Consider the following 15,194-nt stretch of genomic DNA (forward strand, 5'->3'; position numbering starts at 1 on the left):
GATGGCACGCACCCCCGACAGCACCGGGTACATCGAACCGTGTCGGGCCGCACACGTGCGCGCCGCATAAACTGCGTCCGATGCCCAGGCCGACGATGACGATCCGGGGGCGCACCGCGCTTGCCGCAGGCGCCGCCGCGCGCTGGGCGTCCCGGGTCACCGGCCGCGGGGCCGGCGCCATGATCGGCGGCCTGGTCGCGATGACCATGGACAAGTCGATCCTCGGGCAGCTCGGGGTGGGACGACGCTCCGTCGTCGTCACCGGCACCAACGGCAAGTCGACGACCACCCGGATGACGGCCGCCGCGCTGGGCACGCTGGGACAGGTCGCGACCAACGCCGAGGGCGCGAACATGGACGCCGGGTTGATCGCGGCGCTGGCGGGCGCACCGGGTGCGACCCTGGCCGCTCTCGAAGTCGACGAGATGCACGTGCCGCACGTCTCGGACGCGGTGCATCCGGCGGTGATCGTGCTGCTGAATCTCTCGCGCGACCAGTTGGATCGCGTCGGGGAGATCAACCACATCGAGCGCACCCTGCGCGCCGGGCTGGCCCGTCATCCCGATGCGGTGGTGGTGGCCAACTGCGACGACGTACTGATCACGTCGGCGGCCTACGACTGCCCGAACGTGGTGTGGGTGGCCGCGGGCGCCGGCTGGGCCAACGACTCGGTGAGCTGCCCGCGCAGCGGCGAGGTGATCGTGCGCGACGGTTCGCACTGGCACTCCACCGGGACTGACTTCGCGAGGCCCAGCCCGCAGTGGTGGTACGACGAGACGAACCTCTATGGGCCATCCGGTCTCGAGCTGCCGATGCGACTCTCGCTGCCCGGCCGGGTCAACCGGGGCAACGCCGCGCAGGCAGTCGCGGCCGCGGTGGCCCTCGGTGCCGATCCGGCCGCCGCGGTGGCCGCGGTGTCGACGGTCGACGAAGTCGCTGGGCGGTATCAGACCGTGCCGGTGGGTGAGCACACCGCACGAATCCTGTTGGCCAAGAACCCGGCCGGCTGGCAGGAGGCACTGTCGATGGTCGACACCAGTGCGCAGGGCGTGGTGATCGCCGTCAACGGTCAGGTGCCCGACGGGGAGGACCTGTCGTGGCTGTGGGACGTCAACTTCGAGCATTTCGAAGGCGTGCCGGTGGTGGCAGCCGGCGAACGCGGCACCGATCTGGCGGTGCGGCTGGGGTATGCCTCGGTGCCGCATACCTTGGTGCACAACACTATTGATGCGATCGCGGCGTGCCCGAAGGGTCATGTCGAGGTGGTGGCCAACTACACGGCATTCCTGCAGTTGTCCCGGGCGCTGGGGCGGATGGGAAAGCACGATGGCTGACACCGTGCAGATCGGGCTGGTGCTGCCCGATGTGATGGGAACCTACGGCGATGGTGGCAATGCCGTGGTGTTGCGGCAGCGGTTGCGGCTTCGCGGTATTGCGGCGGAGATCGTCGAGATCACGTTGGCCGACCCGGTGCCCGACTCCCTGGACCTCTACACCCTGGGCGGCGCCGAGGACTACGCGCAGCGGCTGGCCACCAAACATCTTCTGACACATCAGGGTTTACAACGGGCGGCGTCCCGCGGCGCGCCGGTCCTGGCGATCTGCGCGGCAATCCAGGTGCTGGGCCACTGGTATGAGACCTCGGCCGGCGAACGGGTCGAAGGGGTTGGGCTGCTGGACGTGACCACCTCACCGCAGCAGGCGCGCACGATCGGCGAGGTGGTGTCCAACCCGGTGGTAGAGGGCTTGTCCCAGCCGCTGACCGGCTTCGAGAACCACCGCGGCGGAACGGTTTTGGGCCCGGATGCGCGGCCCTTGGCCACGGTTGTCAAGGGTGCGGGCAATCGTGACGGCGACGGGTACGACGGCGCCGTGCAGGGCAGCGTGGTCGCGACCTATCTGCACGGGCCGTGCCTGGCGCGTAACCCGGAGCTGGCAGACCTGCTGCTCTCCCGGGTGGTCGGGCCGCTGCCGCCGCTGAGCCTGCCCGAGGTGGACGAACTGCGCCGGGAACGCCTAGCCGCCCCCCGCCGCGTCTAACTTTCCCTTTTTCCTTTCGCCCAAACCGACGTTACGCAGCGAAAGTTCGAGTAGATCGCGCCATTTCGTCGATCTCGGCGCCGCCTCGGCGGAGGTACGCCTCCTTGGCGCGCAGCAACACCTCGGCTGGTCGATCTTCTGCGATCACGCGAATCACTTCCCAGCCCCGCCTTTCCACCATGGGCAGACGTCGCAGATCCTTGACGTACTGTCGCCGATCGCTGCGGTGTTGGTCTCCGTCGTACTCGAAGGCCAACCCGATACCGCGGTAGCCCATGTCGAGATACGCAACAGGGATGCCCCCGTCGAGCACCGGAATCTGCGTTTCGGGGATCGGCAGTCCGCCGTCGATCAGCAAGAGGCGAAGCCAGCTCTCCTTGGGAGACTCGGCACCCGCATCCACCAACGGCAGTAAGTCCCGCAGCTGACGGACGCCCCTGACGGGCCCATAACGCCGCATGAGCAACTCAACGTCGGCTGCCGCGAACGGCGCGGCCCGCATGAGTGCGTCGAGTCGCGCCAGCGCAGCCGTCCGTTTCTGGTATCTGCCCAGTTCAAACGCGGTGCGCGCTGGCGTGGTGACCGGAAGTCCATCGATCTCGGTGACCTCGTCATCGGATCGACGGTCCATCCGCACGAGCAATCCAGGCTGCCGACGTCGTTCGTCGACGAGGACCTCGATCGGCTCATCGTCACCGACCCACCGCGCACCGTGTAGCGCAGAAGCTGCCACGCCGGCAATGACACCCGTGCGGTCCGTGGTGAGCCACGCGCCCAGTGCACGGTCGGCCACCGTCGGCGCGGCAAACTTCGGGATGTACACGCCCCTGAACATCTGCCGATACCAACGCCGCAAGTCATGGCGCGACATTCCAGCGCCTAACGCTTCCCTGCCGAGAAATACTTCAGCCATGGCGGCATGTTCGTCCACGGGTCTGACAACTCGCCGAGATCGACGAAATGGCGCGATCTACTCGCACTTCTCCGCCCGTTTGTCGGTTTCGGCGAAAGCGGGAAACCAGCTAAACCATTTGGCGGCGGCCGGACAGGGCTCGGCCCAGGGTCAGCTCGTCGGCGAACTCCAGGTCACCACCCATCGGCAGTCCGGAGGCGATCCGCGACACGGTCAACCCCGGGATGTCGCGCAGGATCCGCACCAAATACGTTGCGGTGGCTTCACCTTCAGTGTTCGGGTCGGTGGCGATGATCACCTCGGTGATGTCCACCCCGTCGATTCGTTCACCGATCCTGTTGAGCAGCTGGCGAATTCGCAGCTGATCCGGCCCCACCCCGGACAGCGGATCCAGTGCACCGCCCAGCACGTGATAGCGCCCACGGAATTCGCGGGTGCGCTCGACAGCCTGCACATCCTTGGGTTCCTCGACCACACACACCTGCGTGCCGTCGCGGCGGGCATCGCTGCAGATCCGGCAGCGCTCAGCGTCGGACACATTGCCGCACACCTCGCAGAACTGCACACCGTCGCGGACCCGCGCCAATACCGCGGTCAGCCGGTCGATATCCGGGGGTTCCACCGACAGCAGGTGGAACGCGATCCGCTGGGCGCTCTTGGGACCGATACCGGGCAGCTTGCCGAGCTCGTCGATCAGATCCTGGACAGGTCCTTCAAACATCAGGCAGCGTCAGACCTGCGGGAGCCCGGGTGTACCGAGCCCGCCGACGCCCGGAATACCGGGCGGAGTCTGGTTCGCCAGCGGCCCCAGATGGGTTTGGGCCAGGATGGTGAACTGCCGGGAGGCGTCGCCGATGGCGCCCACCACGAGGTCCTGCAGCGTCTCGATGTCATTGGGGTCGACGACCTTGGGGTCGATGCGAACGCCGACCACCTGCCCGCTGCCCTTCATGGTCACCTGCACCAGCCCGCCACCGGCCTGCCCGTGCACCTCCGCGGCGGCCAGCTTCTCCTGGGCTTCCATCAGCTTCTGCTGCAACTCCTGCGCCTGGGCCAGCGCGGCCTGCAGTCCCGGCATCAGCTGGTCGCGCATCTGCTCAGCCGTTTCACGCAAGCCCTCGAGGTTGGGCACTTCACCGGGCTGCATGACAGTCTCCTTGCGTATTGGTCTCGACTTGGTTGCGCCTGTGGATTACAGCGCTTACCGACTTCAAGCCTAGACGCCGAAGAGTTACGGTGACGCGCGTGCTTATGTCCGTTCCCAGGCGTGTCGCGACCGCAGTCTGCGCCAGCATTCTGATCGCGGCCTACCCGCTGGCGACCCCGGTGACCCAGGCCGCGCCCGGGAACATCGCGGGAATGATCGTGTTCCTCGACCCCGGCCACAACGGCGCCAACGACGCCTCGCTGACCAAACAGGTGCCCACCGGCCGCGGCGGGACGAAAGACTGCCAGACCAGTGGCACCGCCACCGACGACGGTTTCCCCGAGCACACCTTCAATTGGGACACCGTGCTGCTGATCCGCCAGGCGTTGACCCAACTGGGCGTACGCACCGCGATGTCCCGCGGCAACGACGACCAGGTGGGTCCCTGCGTGGACGAACGCGCCGCGATGGCCAACTCGTTCGCACCCAACGCCATCGTGTCGATCCACGCCGACGGCGGCCCGGCCAACGGCCGCGGCTTCCATGTCCTGTACTCCAGCCCGCCGCTCAATCAGGCTCAGGCCGGCCCGTCGGTCCAGTTCGCCCGCATCATGCGCGACAACCTGGCCGCCTCGGGCATCCCGCCGTCCACCTACATCGGCAGCGAGGGACTCAACCCGCGCGCCGACATCGCCGGGCTCAACCTGGCGCAGTACCCGTCGATCCTGGTCGAGATGGGCAACATGAAGAACCCGGTCGACTCGGCGTTGATGGAAAGCCCGGAAGGCCGCCAGAAATACGCGGCTGCCGTGGTGCAGGGCATCGCGGCGTTCCTGGCCACCCAACCGCCCCGCACCAGTTAGAGCCCAGTTAGGCGCTCTCGACGGCCTTCTTCAGGTTGGCCAGCACCTCGCCCTGAATCCGGCGCAGGCCCAGCGGTGCGAACGTCTTCTCGAAGAAGCCCTTGACGCCTCCGGCTCCGGTCCAGGTGGTCTTGACCGTGACGCTGGAGCCCGGGCCCGCCGGGGCGACGGTCCAGTTGGTGACCATCGACGAGTTGGCGTCCTTCTCGATGACGGTGTGACCGGCCACATCGACGTTGGCCTGCACCTCGCGCACCCGCGATTTGGTGGCCTGCAGCTTCCACTTGGCTACGGTGCCCTGGCCCTGGCCGCCCTGCAGCACCTGGTAGTCGCTGTACTGGGGCGAGAGGATCTTCGGGCGCACGCCCTGGTAGTCCGCGATCGCATCGAGCACGGCGGCGGGTTCGGCGTCGATCAGAATGGTGCTGTCCGCGCTGACCTGTCCCATCAGGAAAAACTCCTCTAGTGGCGGTGCTATACCGGTGTGTTGATCAGTCGTGCGGTCGCATCGACTGGGGCTGGCGACTAGCGTAGTCGTGTGGCTGTTAACGCAGCACCGACCACTCACGGGCGTGGAGTTGACCGGCTCCTTGCCAGCTACCGCGCTATCCCCGCCGCCGCGTCGGTGCGGCTGGCCAAGCCGACGTCCAACCTGTTCCGGGCCCGCGCCAAGCGCGACGCACCGGGCCTGGACACCTCCGGGTTGACCGGGGTCATCAGTGTCGACCCCGACAGCAAGACCGCCGACGTGGCCGGCATGTGCAGCTACGAGGACCTCGTCGCGGCGACACTTCCCTACGGCCTGTCCCCACTGGTCGTCCCCCAACTCAAGACCATCACCCTCGGTGGTGCGGTGACGGGTCTGGGTATCGAGTCGGCCTCGTTCCGCAATGGCCTGCCCCATGAGTCGGTGCTGGAGATGGACATCCTCACCGGGTCCGGCGAGGTGCTCACCGCAAGCCCCGAGCAGCACACCGACCTCTTCCGAGCCTTTCCGAATTCCTATGGGACGCTGGGCTATTCAGTTCGTCTGCGGATCGAGCTCGAGACGGTCAAACCGTTCGTCAGCCTGCAGCACATCCGGTTCCACACGCTGGCCGACCTGGTCGCCGAGATGGACCGCATCGTCGACACCGGCGGATACAACGGGCAGCCGGTGGACTACCTCGACGGTGTGGTGTTCAGCGCCGACGAGAGCTACCTGTGCCTGGGCACTCAGACCACGACGCCGGGCCCGGTCAGTGACTACACGGGATCCGACATCTACTACCGGTCGATCCAGCACGCCGCCGGAGTCAAGGACGACCGGCTGACGATCCACGACTACCTGTGGCGTTGGGACACCGACTGGTTCTGGTGCTCAAGGGCTTTCGGCGCGCAGAACCCGACCATCCGCCGGCTGTGGCCCCGGCGTTACCGCCGCAGCAGCGTCTACTGGAAGTTGATCGGCTACGACCAGAAGTTCAACATCGCCGACCGCATCGAAGCGCGGCACGGCCGGCCACCGCGGGAACGAGTGGTGCAGGACGTGGAGGTACCGATCGAGGGCATCGAGGAGTTCCTGTCCTGGTTCCTCGACAACGTCCCGATCGAACCGATCTGGCTGTGCCCGTTGCGGCTGCGCGACCAGGGCGGCTGGCCGCTGTACCCGCTGCGCGCCCACCACACCTATGTCAATGCCGGTTTCTGGTCGTCGGTGCCGGTCGGCCCATCCGAGGGGTACACCAATCGACTCATCGAGGGCAAAATCAGTGACCTGCACGGCCACAAGTCGCTGTACTCAGATTCTTTTTATAGCCGGGAGGAGTTTGACGAGCTCTACGGCGGAGAAACCTACAGGACCGTGAAGAAGATCTACGACCCCGATTCGCGGCTGCTGGACCTGTATGCAAAGGCGGTGCAACGACAATGACGACCTTCAGCGACGACCCCACCGAAGCCCCGGGAAAGCTCAGCCTGGCCGAGATCATCGAGATCTTCACCACCGGTAGGGAACTGCCGCTGAAGTTCAGCGCCTACGACGGCAGTAGCGCTGGCCCCGAGGACGCCCAGTTGGGCCTGGAACTTCTCACTCCGCGCGGCACCACCTACCTGGCCACCGCACCGGGTGACCTCGGCCTCGCACGCGCCTACGTCGCCGGTGACCTGGGTGTGCAGGGTGTGCACCCCGGTGACCCCTACGAATTGCTCAAGGCCCTCGGCCAATCGATGGACTTCAAGCTCCCGCCGGCCCGCGTGCTGGTCGAGATCGTCCGGTCCATCGGGATCGAGCATCTCAAGCCGATCGCACCACCACCGCAGGAGGCGTTGCCGCGCTGGCGCCGCATCGCAGAGGGCTTGCGGCACAGCAAGAAACGCGACGCCGAGGCCATCCACCACCACTACGACGTGTCCAACGCGTTCTACGAGTGGGTACTTGGGCCGTCGATGACCTACACCTGCGCGTGCTACCCGAACCCCGAGGCGACGCTGGAAGAGGCGCAGGACAACAAGTACCGGCTGTTGTTCGAGAAGCTCAACCTCAAGGCCGGTGACCGGCTGCTCGACGTGGGCTGCGGCTGGGGCAGCATGGTCCGCCACGCTGCGCGGCACGGGGTGAAAGCCACCGGCGTGACGCTGTCCCGGGAACAGGCGGCGTGGGCGCAGAAAGCGATCGCCGACGAGGGCCTGGCCGACTTGGCCGAGGTCCGGCACTGCGACTACCGCGACGTCCTGGAAAGCGAGTTCGACGCGGTGTCCTCGATCGGGCTGACCGAACACATTGGGGTGGCCAACTACCCGTCCTACTTCGGCTTCCTGAAGTCCAAGCTGCGCACCGGCGGGTTGCTGCTGAACCACTGCATCACCCGCCACGACAACCGCAGCGGGCCGACCGCAGGCGGCTTCATCGACCGCTACGTCTTCCCCGACGGGGAACTCACGGGTTCGGGCCGCATCATCACCGCGGTGCAGAACACCGGTCTGGAGGTCATCCACGAAGAGAACCTGCGCCACCACTACGCGCTGACCCTGCGGGACTGGTGCCGCAACCTCGTGGAGCACTGGGACGAGGCGGTCGACGAGGTCGGACTGCCCACCGCCAAGGTGTGGGGTCTGTACATGGCCGGGTCGCGGCTGGGGTTCGAGACCAATGTGGTTCAGCTGCACCAGGTTCTGGCCGTCAAACTGGACGAGAGCGGCGGCGACGGCGGCCTGCCGCTGCGGCCGTGGTGGAACGCCTAGCCCGACGCCTCGGGCACGGGTGCGGTGAGATCGTCCACCGGCCGGCGGGTGCGGCCCGCCGCGGTCTCGATCGACAATCCTTCGCGCGCCCAGTATTCGAACCCGCCGATCAGCTCACGCACCCGGGTGTAGCCCAATTCGGTGAGCAGCAGTGCCGCGCGGGTCGAGCCGTTGCAGCCCGGCCCCCAGCAGTAGACGACGATGTCGGCGTCGCGATCCGGCAGTTCACCGCCAGCCCGCTGCCGCAGCTCGGCACCCGGGATGTGCAGCGCTCCGGGGATGTGGCCCTGCCCCCAGGCGATCGCTGAGCGGGTGTCGACGACAACCGGGCACTGCCCGGCCTGACGGGCTGCGGCCAGGTCGGCGGGGTCGGTTTCGAAGGCGAGCTTGGCGGCGAAGAAGTCGCGGGCAGTCAGTGTCTTATCCCCAGTCATCCTGTAATCGAACAACGGCCCGCACCCTCACGGAAGGGCAGATCAACGTGAATCGGTGAGAATCCCCGTGGAATCGATGGCATCATTCGCCCTATGCCGAACGATCGACGGGTGACGCTTGATCGCACCGACGAGCTGATCCTGGACACACTGCAGTCAGACGGCCGGGTGAGCATGGCCGATCTGGCCCGGACGGTCGCGCTGTCGCCCAGTTCGGCCGCCGACCGAGTTCGGCGGTTGGTCGACGCCGGCATCATCACCGGCTACGCCGCCACCGTGGACGCCGACGCGCTGGGCTACCCCATCACGGCCTTCGTCCGGCTGGCGTTTCCGTCCGGTAACTACAAGCCTGTCCACGACCTGCTCGAGGTTGTGCCGGAAGTCGTTGAGGCACATCACGTCACAGGCAACGACTGCTTCATCATGAAGGTGTTGGCCCGGTCGATGACCGACCTCGAACGCATCGCCGGAAAGCTCGCCACGCTCGGCAGCATCACGACCAGCGTCGTGTACTCCAGTCCGCTGCCCAGGCGGCGGATCACGCCGGCATGAGCGCTCAGATCGGACCGGGCGCGCCCGCGTCCCCGCAGCGAGTCTTGATGTCCAGCAACGGTTGTCGGATCCCGGCGATGTCGGTCTTCACCTGCGGATTGTCCGCCATATAGGTCTTCACCCGCGCCAGAACGTCGGCACGGGGCAGCCCGCCGAGACTGCTGAAGAAGGCGTTCACATCGGGGTGGGTGAACAGGTATGCAGAGGTCGCGAACTGCACACCGGTGCGCACACCTTCGAGGTCGGCGGCAGTGCAGTTGGGCGGCGGGTCGGCGGAGGCGGCCGGTGCCACACCCACCAGCGTCACCGTGAGCGCGCCGAACGCCGCAGCCGTCAGTCGCCGGGTCAGAAGAGTCCTGGGCATCGCCGATTCATTCCGTTCTGCGTCAACGAGCGGCCCGGGCCGGACCGCATGTGAGGTCGACAGTAAGGGGCGTGGGGCTGTTCCGCACGCCGGAGACGGCCAATCCCAGCGACTACACAGCGAATTCGTCCGACTCAGCCCTCGATGCGGCGGGCGCCCAGCTCGGTCTGCAGCAGTTCCAACGCGACCTCTTCGGGGTCGCGGCGCGGTGCAGCGTCCTCGTCGCGGCCGACCTCGGCGATCATGCTGTCTTCCTCGGCGCGTTGCGCCTCAACTGGATCGGGTGCCGGCTCGGGCGGCAGCGGCTCCGCGGCGGCGACGGGCTGGCCCGCACCGACCTCGCAGCGGATTCGCCAGTCGACCCCGAGGGCGTCCTTGAGCGCGTCGCGGATGACGTCGGCATTGCGCTGCTCGCCCAACCGCTTTGCCAGCGGGCCCGACGGGTGCGCCAGCACCAGGGTGTCGCCATCGACTGCCAGAACGATCGCGGCATCCAGCATCGCGTAGAGGGGCTTGCTGCGATCGCGGACCTTCTCGCGCACCGTCGACCACATGCTGCGCACCGCCGCGGCCCCGGGCTCACCGGCGACCGCAGCCGGGGCGACCGGCTCCGGCTTCGCGACGGGCGCCGGCGGCGGGGCCACCGGCGCGGGCTCAGGCTCAGGCTCAACAACCGGCTCAGGCTGCGCGACGGGTTCCGGCTGCGCAACGGGTTCTGGCTTGGCTACGGGTTCCGGCTCAGCAACAGGCTCCGGCTTCGCAACGGGCTCAACCACCGGCTCCGGCTTGGCGACGGGAGGCGGCGCGGGCGCCGGTGTCGCGGGGGCGGGCGCCGGATCAACAGCAGGTGCCTGCGTCTTGCGCACGTATTGTCTGGCCGGGGCCGGCGCCTGTGAGCTCAATGCCGCTTCGCCCGCCGGAATGGAGATGTCCATCCGGGTTTCGATCCGCTCGATGCGCTGCAGCAGTGCCGACTCGGTATCGCTGGCCGACGGCAGCAGCAGCCGGGCGCACACCACCTCCAGCAGCAGCCGCGGTGCCGTCGCCCCGCGCATCTCCCCCAGCCCGGCATGCACCACCTCGGCGTAGCGGGCCAGCGTCGCCGGGCCGACCCGCGCGGCCTGATCGCGCATCCGTTCCAGGACGTCGTCGGGGGCGTCCACCACGCCGCGGCTGGCCGCATCCGGAACCGCTTGCAGCACAATCAAATCGCGAAAACGCTCGAGCAGATCGACGGCGAACCGGCGTGGGTCGTGGCCGGCGTCAATGACCGACTCGACAGCACCGAACAGGGCGGCTGCGTCACCGGCCGACAGCGCGTCCACCGCGTCGTCGATCAGCGCTACGTCGGTGGCACCGAGCAGCCCCAGCGCCCGCTGGTAGTGCACCCGGTTGTCCTGGGCCCCGGCCAGCAGCTGGTCGAGTACCGAGAGGGTGTCGCGCGGGGACCCACCGCCCGCCCGAATCACGAGCGGGAAGACGGCGTCGTCGACTTCGACATCCTCGGAGGCCAGGATGCGCTCGATCAACGACCGCATGGTGCGGGGCGCCAGAAGCCGGAACGGGTAGTGGTGGGTCCGCGACCGGATCGTCGGCAGCACCTTCTCCGGTTCGGTGGTGGCGAACACGAAGATCAGATGCTCGGGTGGCTCCTCGACGATCTTGAGCAGCGCATTGAAACCGGCGTTGGTGACCATGTGCGCTTCGTCGATGATGAAGATGCGGTAGCGCGACTGTGCGGGCGCGTAGAACGCCCGGTCGCGCAGTTCGCGGGTGTCATCCACACCGCCGTGGCTGGCGGCGTCGAGTTCGGTGACGTCCACGCTGCCGCCGCCGTTGGGGGCGAGTGCCACACACGAGTCGCACACCCCGCACGGCGTCGGCGTCGGGCCCTGCTCGCAGTTCAGTGAGCGGGCGAGGATGCGCGCCGAGGACGTCTTACCGCAGCCGCGCGGACCGGAGAACAGATACGCGTGGTTGATGCGATGCGCCGACAACGCGATCGACAGCGGTTCGGTGACGTGCTCCTGCCCAACCACCTCGGCGAAGGTTGCCGGCCGGTACTTGCGGTAGAGCGCCACGGGAGAAGGCTACCGACCGTCGGTGACAGAGTCCGACCGCAGTAGCGCCTCGGTGCCGGCCAGCAACGCACAGGTTGCCAGGCCGTCGATCGCATCGGTCAGGTCAGACGTGGGAGGGAACGTCGGAGCGATGCGGATGTTCTTGTCGTCCGGATCTTTTCGGTACGGGAACGACGCCCCGGCCTCGGTCACGGCGATACCGGCATCCTTGGCCAGTGCCACCGTGCGCTTGGCCGTTCCGGGCAGCACGTCGAGGCTGATGAAGTAACCGCCCTTGGGGTCGGTCCACGACGCGATCTTGGAGTCCGAGAGCCGCTTGTCGAGGATCTCCAGCGCCAGCGCGAACTTGGGGGCGATCAGCTGCTGGTGACGCAGCATCTGCAGCCGCACTCCGTCGGCGTCCTTAAAGAACCGCAGGTGCCGCAGTTGGTTGACCTTGTCCGGGCCGATCGACTTCTTCCCCGCGTGCTGCAGGTACCAGGCGATGTTGCCCAGCGAGCCGCCGAAGAAGCTCACCCCGGCGCCCGCGAAGGTGATCTTCGACGTCGAGGCGAACACGAACGGCCGGTTGGGGTGGCCGGCCTTCTCGGCCAGGCCCAGGATGTCCACCTGGCGCGGGAAGTCCAGCGTCAAGGTGTGCACCGCGTAGGCGTTATCCCAGAACAACCGGAAATCCGGTGCTGCCGTGTGCATTTGGACCAGACGGCGAGTCGACTCCCACGAGTAGGTGGCGCCGGTGGGGTTGGAGAACACCGGCACGCACCACATGCCCTTGATGGCCGGGTCCGCGGCGACCAGTTCCTCGATGAGGTCGACGTCGGGGCCGTCCTCGAGCATCGGGACGTTGATCATCTCGATGCCGTAGGTCTCGGTGATCGCGAAGTGACGGTCGTAGCCCGGCGACGGGCACAAGAACTTGATCCCTGCGCTCTCCTGGATCCAGGGCCGGGGCGAATCGACCCCGCCGTGCAGCAACGAGAAGACCACGGCGTCGTGCATCATCTCCAGGCTGGCGTTGTTGCCGGCGATGAGGTTGGGCACCGGGACACCGAGCAGCTCGCCGAAGATGGCCCGCAGCGCGGGCAGCCCGTGCAGGCCGCCGTAGTTGCGGGTGTCGGTGCCCTCGTCGTCGCGGTAGTCGTCGGCGCCAGGCAGGCCGAGCAGGGCGTTGGACAGGTCCAGCTGCTCGCTGGACGGCTTGCCGCGGGTCAGGTCCAGGGCCAGCTTCTTGGCCTGCAGATCGGCGTAGTTCTGCAGCTGGGTCTCATGCTGTGCAGCCAACTCGGCAGGGCTCAGGGAGTGGAACGACACCATGCGCCTTTCGACCGTCAACGCCGTGATCACCGGGTGGAGATGTACCCGACAAATAGGGGACCCCGCGCACCCGCCAGAGCCCATTGACCCTTGCTGCCTTCCGGCCCTGGGGGAGTTCACAGGATAGACGCCGCGCGGGGTCCACAGCGAGTCTAATACCCGCGCCAACCCGGCCTGTCAGCCAGCCGGATCCGAGCGCCTTTCAAGTCGGCTACCATTGCCGACGGAGGATTCGCCTAGTGGCCTATGGCGCTCGCCTGGAACGCGGGTTGGGTTAATAGCCCTCAGGGGTTCAAATCCCCTATCCTCCGCACCTGATCCGAGGTGCGATCGGGGGTGAGTCACCACCGATCGCACCTCGGATTCACAGCATTAGGAGGGGTATGGGTCGCTTCACCACGACGGCAGTGCACCTGACGGTGTGGCTGATCGGGGGCGTCCTGTATTTCCTGTTCGTCCTGCCGCGGTGGTGGGAGCTCATGGGCGATACGTCGCACACGCTCGGGACGGTGCTGCGCATTGTCACCGGGTTGTTGTTCGCGGTGGCCGCGCTGCCGGTGCTGCTGACTCTGCAGCGCACCCGCGAGCCGGCGCTGGGCACACCCGCCCTCGCCCTGCGGCTGCGGCTGTGGTCGCTGATCCTGCACCTGGTCGCCGCTGCGCTGATCGTGAGCACGGCGATCGCCGAGATCTGGGTGAGCCTGCAGACCGCCGGGCCGTGGCTGTTCGGCGTCTACGGTGCCGCCGCTGCGGTGGCGGTCCTGGCCTTGGCCGCGTTCTACCTCTCCTTTGTCGCCGAGCAGGCGCCCAAGCCGCCCAAGGAGAAGAAGCCGAAGCGTAAGCGCGGCAAGCAAGCCGAGGCCGAGGCCGAAGCGGAAGAGGCCGAAGAAGCCGAGACGACGGAGCCCGAGGCAGACGCGGCAGAGGAAACCGAGGCCGAGGAGCCGGAGGAGGCCGAAGCCGAGGAGGCCGAGGCGACGGAGCCCGAGGCAGAGGCAGAAGCGCCCGAAGCCGAACCCGAATCCGGTGCCCTTCTCAACAAGCGGCCGACCGGGAAGACCAAGCATCGCCTGCGGCGCAGCAGCCGCGGCACCATCGCCCCCGAAGACTGATCGCCCCGCCGAGATCGACGCAATGGCGCGATCTCAACGACCGTGTTCTCCTATGCTGAGCGAGTGCACAACATTGCCCCGTATCGAGTCGTCCAGTGGACGACCGGCAACGTCGGAAAAAGCTCGGTGGCGGCCATCGCGGCCAACCCCACCCTCGAACTCGTCGGCTGCTACGCCTGGTCGCCGGACAAGACCGGCCGTGACGTCGGCGAACTGGCCGGGATCGAGCCGCTCGGCGTAACAGCCACCAATGACGTCGACGCGCTGCTGGCACTCAAGCCGGACTGCGTGGTCTACAACCCGATGTGGAACGACGTCGACGAACTGGTCCGCATTCTGTCGGCCGGGGTCAACGTCGTCGCCTCGGCATCCTTCGTCACCGGCCACAACCTCGGCGAGGATCGTGCCCGCATCGTGCAGGCCTGCCTAGCGGGCGGCTCGACGATGTTTGGCTCAGGTGTCAGTCCGGGCTTCGCCGAGCTACTCGCGATCGTCGCCACCACCGCCTGCGACCGCGTCGACAAGGTCACCATCGCCGAATCCGCCGACACCACGCTCTACGACTCCCCCGACACCGAGCGGCCGTGCGGGTTCGGGATGCACATCGACGATCCCGAGTTGCCGGGCAAAGCCGCCGAGGGCACCGCGATCTTCGCCGAAGCCGTCCAATTGGTGGCCGACTCCCTCGGCGTGGACCTCGACGAGATCGTGTGCGAAGCCGAGTACGCGCAGACCACCGAGGACCTCGTGATGGCGTCCTGGACCATCCCCGCCGGCCATGTCGCCGGGGTGTTCGCCAGCTGGCAGGGCCGGGTCGACGGCACCACCGTCATCGACCTCAACGTGCGGTGGCGCAAGGGCCAGACGCTGGACCCGGACTGGAAACTGGACGGCGACGGCTGGAAGATCACCATCGACGGCCGCCCGACGGTCACCATGACCGTCGGCTTCCTGCCGCCGCCGGACCTGATCGAGAACGCCAAGTCCATCGAGGACTTCTTCGTCCTCGGCCACATCATGACGGCGATGCCGCCGATCCATGCCATCCCGGCCGTTGTCGCGGCTGCCCCGGGTATCGCGACCTACAACGACCTACCGCTGCCCAACGCCCGCGGCGTGGCAGCGGTAGGCCGAAAGCGCTAGCCGCCCAGC

At 67.4% G+C, this 15,194-nt stretch carries 16 protein-coding genes, 1 tRNA gene and 1 other RNA gene; 9 read left to right on the forward strand and 9 right to left on the reverse strand.

Annotated features, from left to right (window positions below; all coding sequences use genetic code 11):
* Positions 1 to 95: 95 nt before the first annotated feature.
* Entirely contained in the window at positions 96 to 1,334 is a 1,239-nt protein-coding gene (locus tag OG976_RS11595; protein WP_328363450.1) for a Mur ligase family protein, read from the forward strand.
* Positions 1,327 to 2,040, forward strand: a complete 714-nt coding sequence (locus tag OG976_RS11600) for a type 1 glutamine amidotransferase (protein WP_328362112.1) — start codon at positions 1,327 to 1,329, stop codon at positions 2,038 to 2,040. Before OG976_RS11595 ends, OG976_RS11600 begins: the two co-directional genes overlap by 8 nt.
* Before the next feature lie 31 nt (positions 2,041 to 2,071).
* Here OG976_RS11600 and OG976_RS11605 read toward each other — a convergent pair whose 3' ends face one another.
* The 3 genes from OG976_RS11605 to OG976_RS11615 all read right to left on the reverse strand — a co-directional run bounded on the left by OG976_RS11605 (position 2,072) and on the right by OG976_RS11615 (position 4,046).
* A complete protein-coding gene (locus OG976_RS11605; protein WP_328363453.1) occupies positions 2,072 to 2,953 on the reverse strand; it encodes a hypothetical protein in 882 nt (293 codons plus the stop codon).
* Between the two features lie 109 nt (positions 2,954 to 3,062).
* The gene (recR, locus tag OG976_RS11610) at positions 3,063 to 3,674 is read right to left on the reverse strand and encodes a recombination mediator RecR (protein WP_328362115.1); all 612 of its coding nucleotides are present in this window, start codon (positions 3,672 to 3,674) and stop codon (positions 3,063 to 3,065) included.
* A gap of 9 nt (positions 3,675 to 3,683) precedes the next feature.
* Positions 3,684 to 4,046 (reverse strand): YbaB/EbfC family nucleoid-associated protein, encoded by a 363-nt coding sequence (locus OG976_RS11615; RefSeq protein WP_328363455.1) that lies wholly within the window; start codon positions 4,044 to 4,046, stop codon positions 3,684 to 3,686.
* A 158-nt stretch (positions 4,047 to 4,204) separates the two neighbouring features.
* Here OG976_RS11615 and OG976_RS11620 point away from each other — a divergent pair, with 158 nt between their 5' ends.
* Positions 4,205 to 4,963, forward strand: coding sequence for an Rv3717 family N-acetylmuramoyl-L-alanine amidase (locus tag OG976_RS11620; protein ID WP_328363458.1), 759 nt, complete (start codon positions 4,205 to 4,207; stop codon positions 4,961 to 4,963).
* Positions 4,964 to 4,970: 7 nt separating this feature from the next.
* On the opposite strand, the gene OG976_RS11625 is transcribed toward OG976_RS11620, so the two are convergent.
* The gene (locus tag OG976_RS11625; RefSeq protein WP_328362118.1) at positions 4,971 to 5,411 is read right to left on the reverse strand and encodes an SRPBCC family protein; all 441 of its coding nucleotides are present in this window, start codon (positions 5,409 to 5,411) and stop codon (positions 4,971 to 4,973) included.
* A gap of 90 nt (positions 5,412 to 5,501) precedes the next feature.
* Between OG976_RS11625 and OG976_RS11630 the strand changes: the two genes are divergently transcribed.
* Together OG976_RS11630 and OG976_RS11635 are read left to right on the forward strand one after the other, a co-directional pair.
* The gene (locus tag OG976_RS11630; RefSeq protein WP_328362120.1) at positions 5,502 to 6,875 is read left to right on the forward strand and encodes an FAD-binding oxidoreductase; all 1,374 of its coding nucleotides are present in this window, start codon (positions 5,502 to 5,504) and stop codon (positions 6,873 to 6,875) included.
* Entirely contained in the window at positions 6,872 to 8,185 is a 1,314-nt protein-coding gene (locus OG976_RS11635; protein WP_328362123.1) for a class I SAM-dependent methyltransferase, read from the forward strand. Before OG976_RS11630 ends, OG976_RS11635 begins: the two co-directional genes overlap by 4 nt.
* Here OG976_RS11635 and OG976_RS11640 read toward each other — a convergent pair.
* Entirely contained in the window at positions 8,182 to 8,619 is a 438-nt protein-coding gene (locus OG976_RS11640; RefSeq protein WP_328362126.1) for a rhodanese-like domain-containing protein, read from the reverse strand. The two genes, OG976_RS11635 and OG976_RS11640, sit on opposite strands and share 4 nt — an antisense overlap.
* Positions 8,620 to 8,730: 111 nt before the next feature.
* On the opposite strand from OG976_RS11640, the gene OG976_RS11645 reads away from it, so the two are divergent.
* The gene (locus tag OG976_RS11645; RefSeq protein WP_328362129.1) at positions 8,731 to 9,171 is read left to right on the forward strand and encodes an Lrp/AsnC family transcriptional regulator; all 441 of its coding nucleotides are present in this window, start codon (positions 8,731 to 8,733) and stop codon (positions 9,169 to 9,171) included.
* A gap of 4 nt (positions 9,172 to 9,175) precedes the next feature.
* Here the strand turns inward: OG976_RS11645 and OG976_RS11650 are convergent, their stop codons facing one another.
* The 4 genes from OG976_RS11650 to ffs form a co-directional block, all read right to left on the reverse strand.
* Positions 9,176 to 9,535 carry a heme-binding protein gene (locus OG976_RS11650; protein ID WP_328362132.1) on the reverse strand — a complete coding sequence of 120 codons (360 nt, stop codon included), beginning with the start codon at positions 9,533 to 9,535 and terminating at the stop codon, positions 9,176 to 9,178.
* Between the two features lie 134 nt (positions 9,536 to 9,669).
* The gene (locus OG976_RS11655; protein WP_328362135.1) at positions 9,670 to 11,616 is read right to left on the reverse strand and encodes a DNA polymerase III subunits gamma/tau; all 1,947 of its coding nucleotides are present in this window, start codon (positions 11,614 to 11,616) and stop codon (positions 9,670 to 9,672) included.
* 9 nt (positions 11,617 to 11,625) lie between these two features.
* Positions 11,626 to 12,927, reverse strand: coding sequence for an aminotransferase class I/II-fold pyridoxal phosphate-dependent enzyme (locus tag OG976_RS11660; protein WP_328363461.1), 1,302 nt, complete (start codon positions 12,925 to 12,927; stop codon positions 11,626 to 11,628).
* A gap of 54 nt (positions 12,928 to 12,981) precedes the next feature.
* Positions 12,982 to 13,076, reverse strand: an RNA gene (gene ffs, locus OG976_RS11665) — signal recognition particle sRNA small type.
* 79 nt (positions 13,077 to 13,155) lie between these two features.
* On the opposite strand from ffs, the gene OG976_RS11670 reads away from it, so the two are divergent.
* From OG976_RS11670 to OG976_RS11680, 3 genes are all read left to right on the forward strand, one after another.
* Positions 13,156 to 13,241 (forward strand) — tRNA-Ser (locus OG976_RS11670).
* A gap of 72 nt (positions 13,242 to 13,313) precedes the next feature.
* Positions 13,314 to 14,042 carry a hypothetical protein gene (locus OG976_RS11675; protein ID WP_328362138.1) on the forward strand — a complete coding sequence of 243 codons (729 nt, stop codon included), beginning with the start codon at positions 13,314 to 13,316 and terminating at the stop codon, positions 14,040 to 14,042.
* 63 nt (positions 14,043 to 14,105) lie between these two features.
* The gene (locus OG976_RS11680; RefSeq protein ID WP_328362141.1) at positions 14,106 to 15,185 is read left to right on the forward strand and encodes an NAD(P)H-dependent amine dehydrogenase family protein; all 1,080 of its coding nucleotides are present in this window, start codon (positions 14,106 to 14,108) and stop codon (positions 15,183 to 15,185) included.
* The last annotated feature ends 9 nt before the right edge of the window (positions 15,186 to 15,194 follow it).

Source organism: Mycobacterium sp. NBC_00419, from assembly GCF_036023875.1.
Lineage (GTDB): Bacteria > Actinomycetota > Actinomycetes > Mycobacteriales > Mycobacteriaceae > Mycobacterium.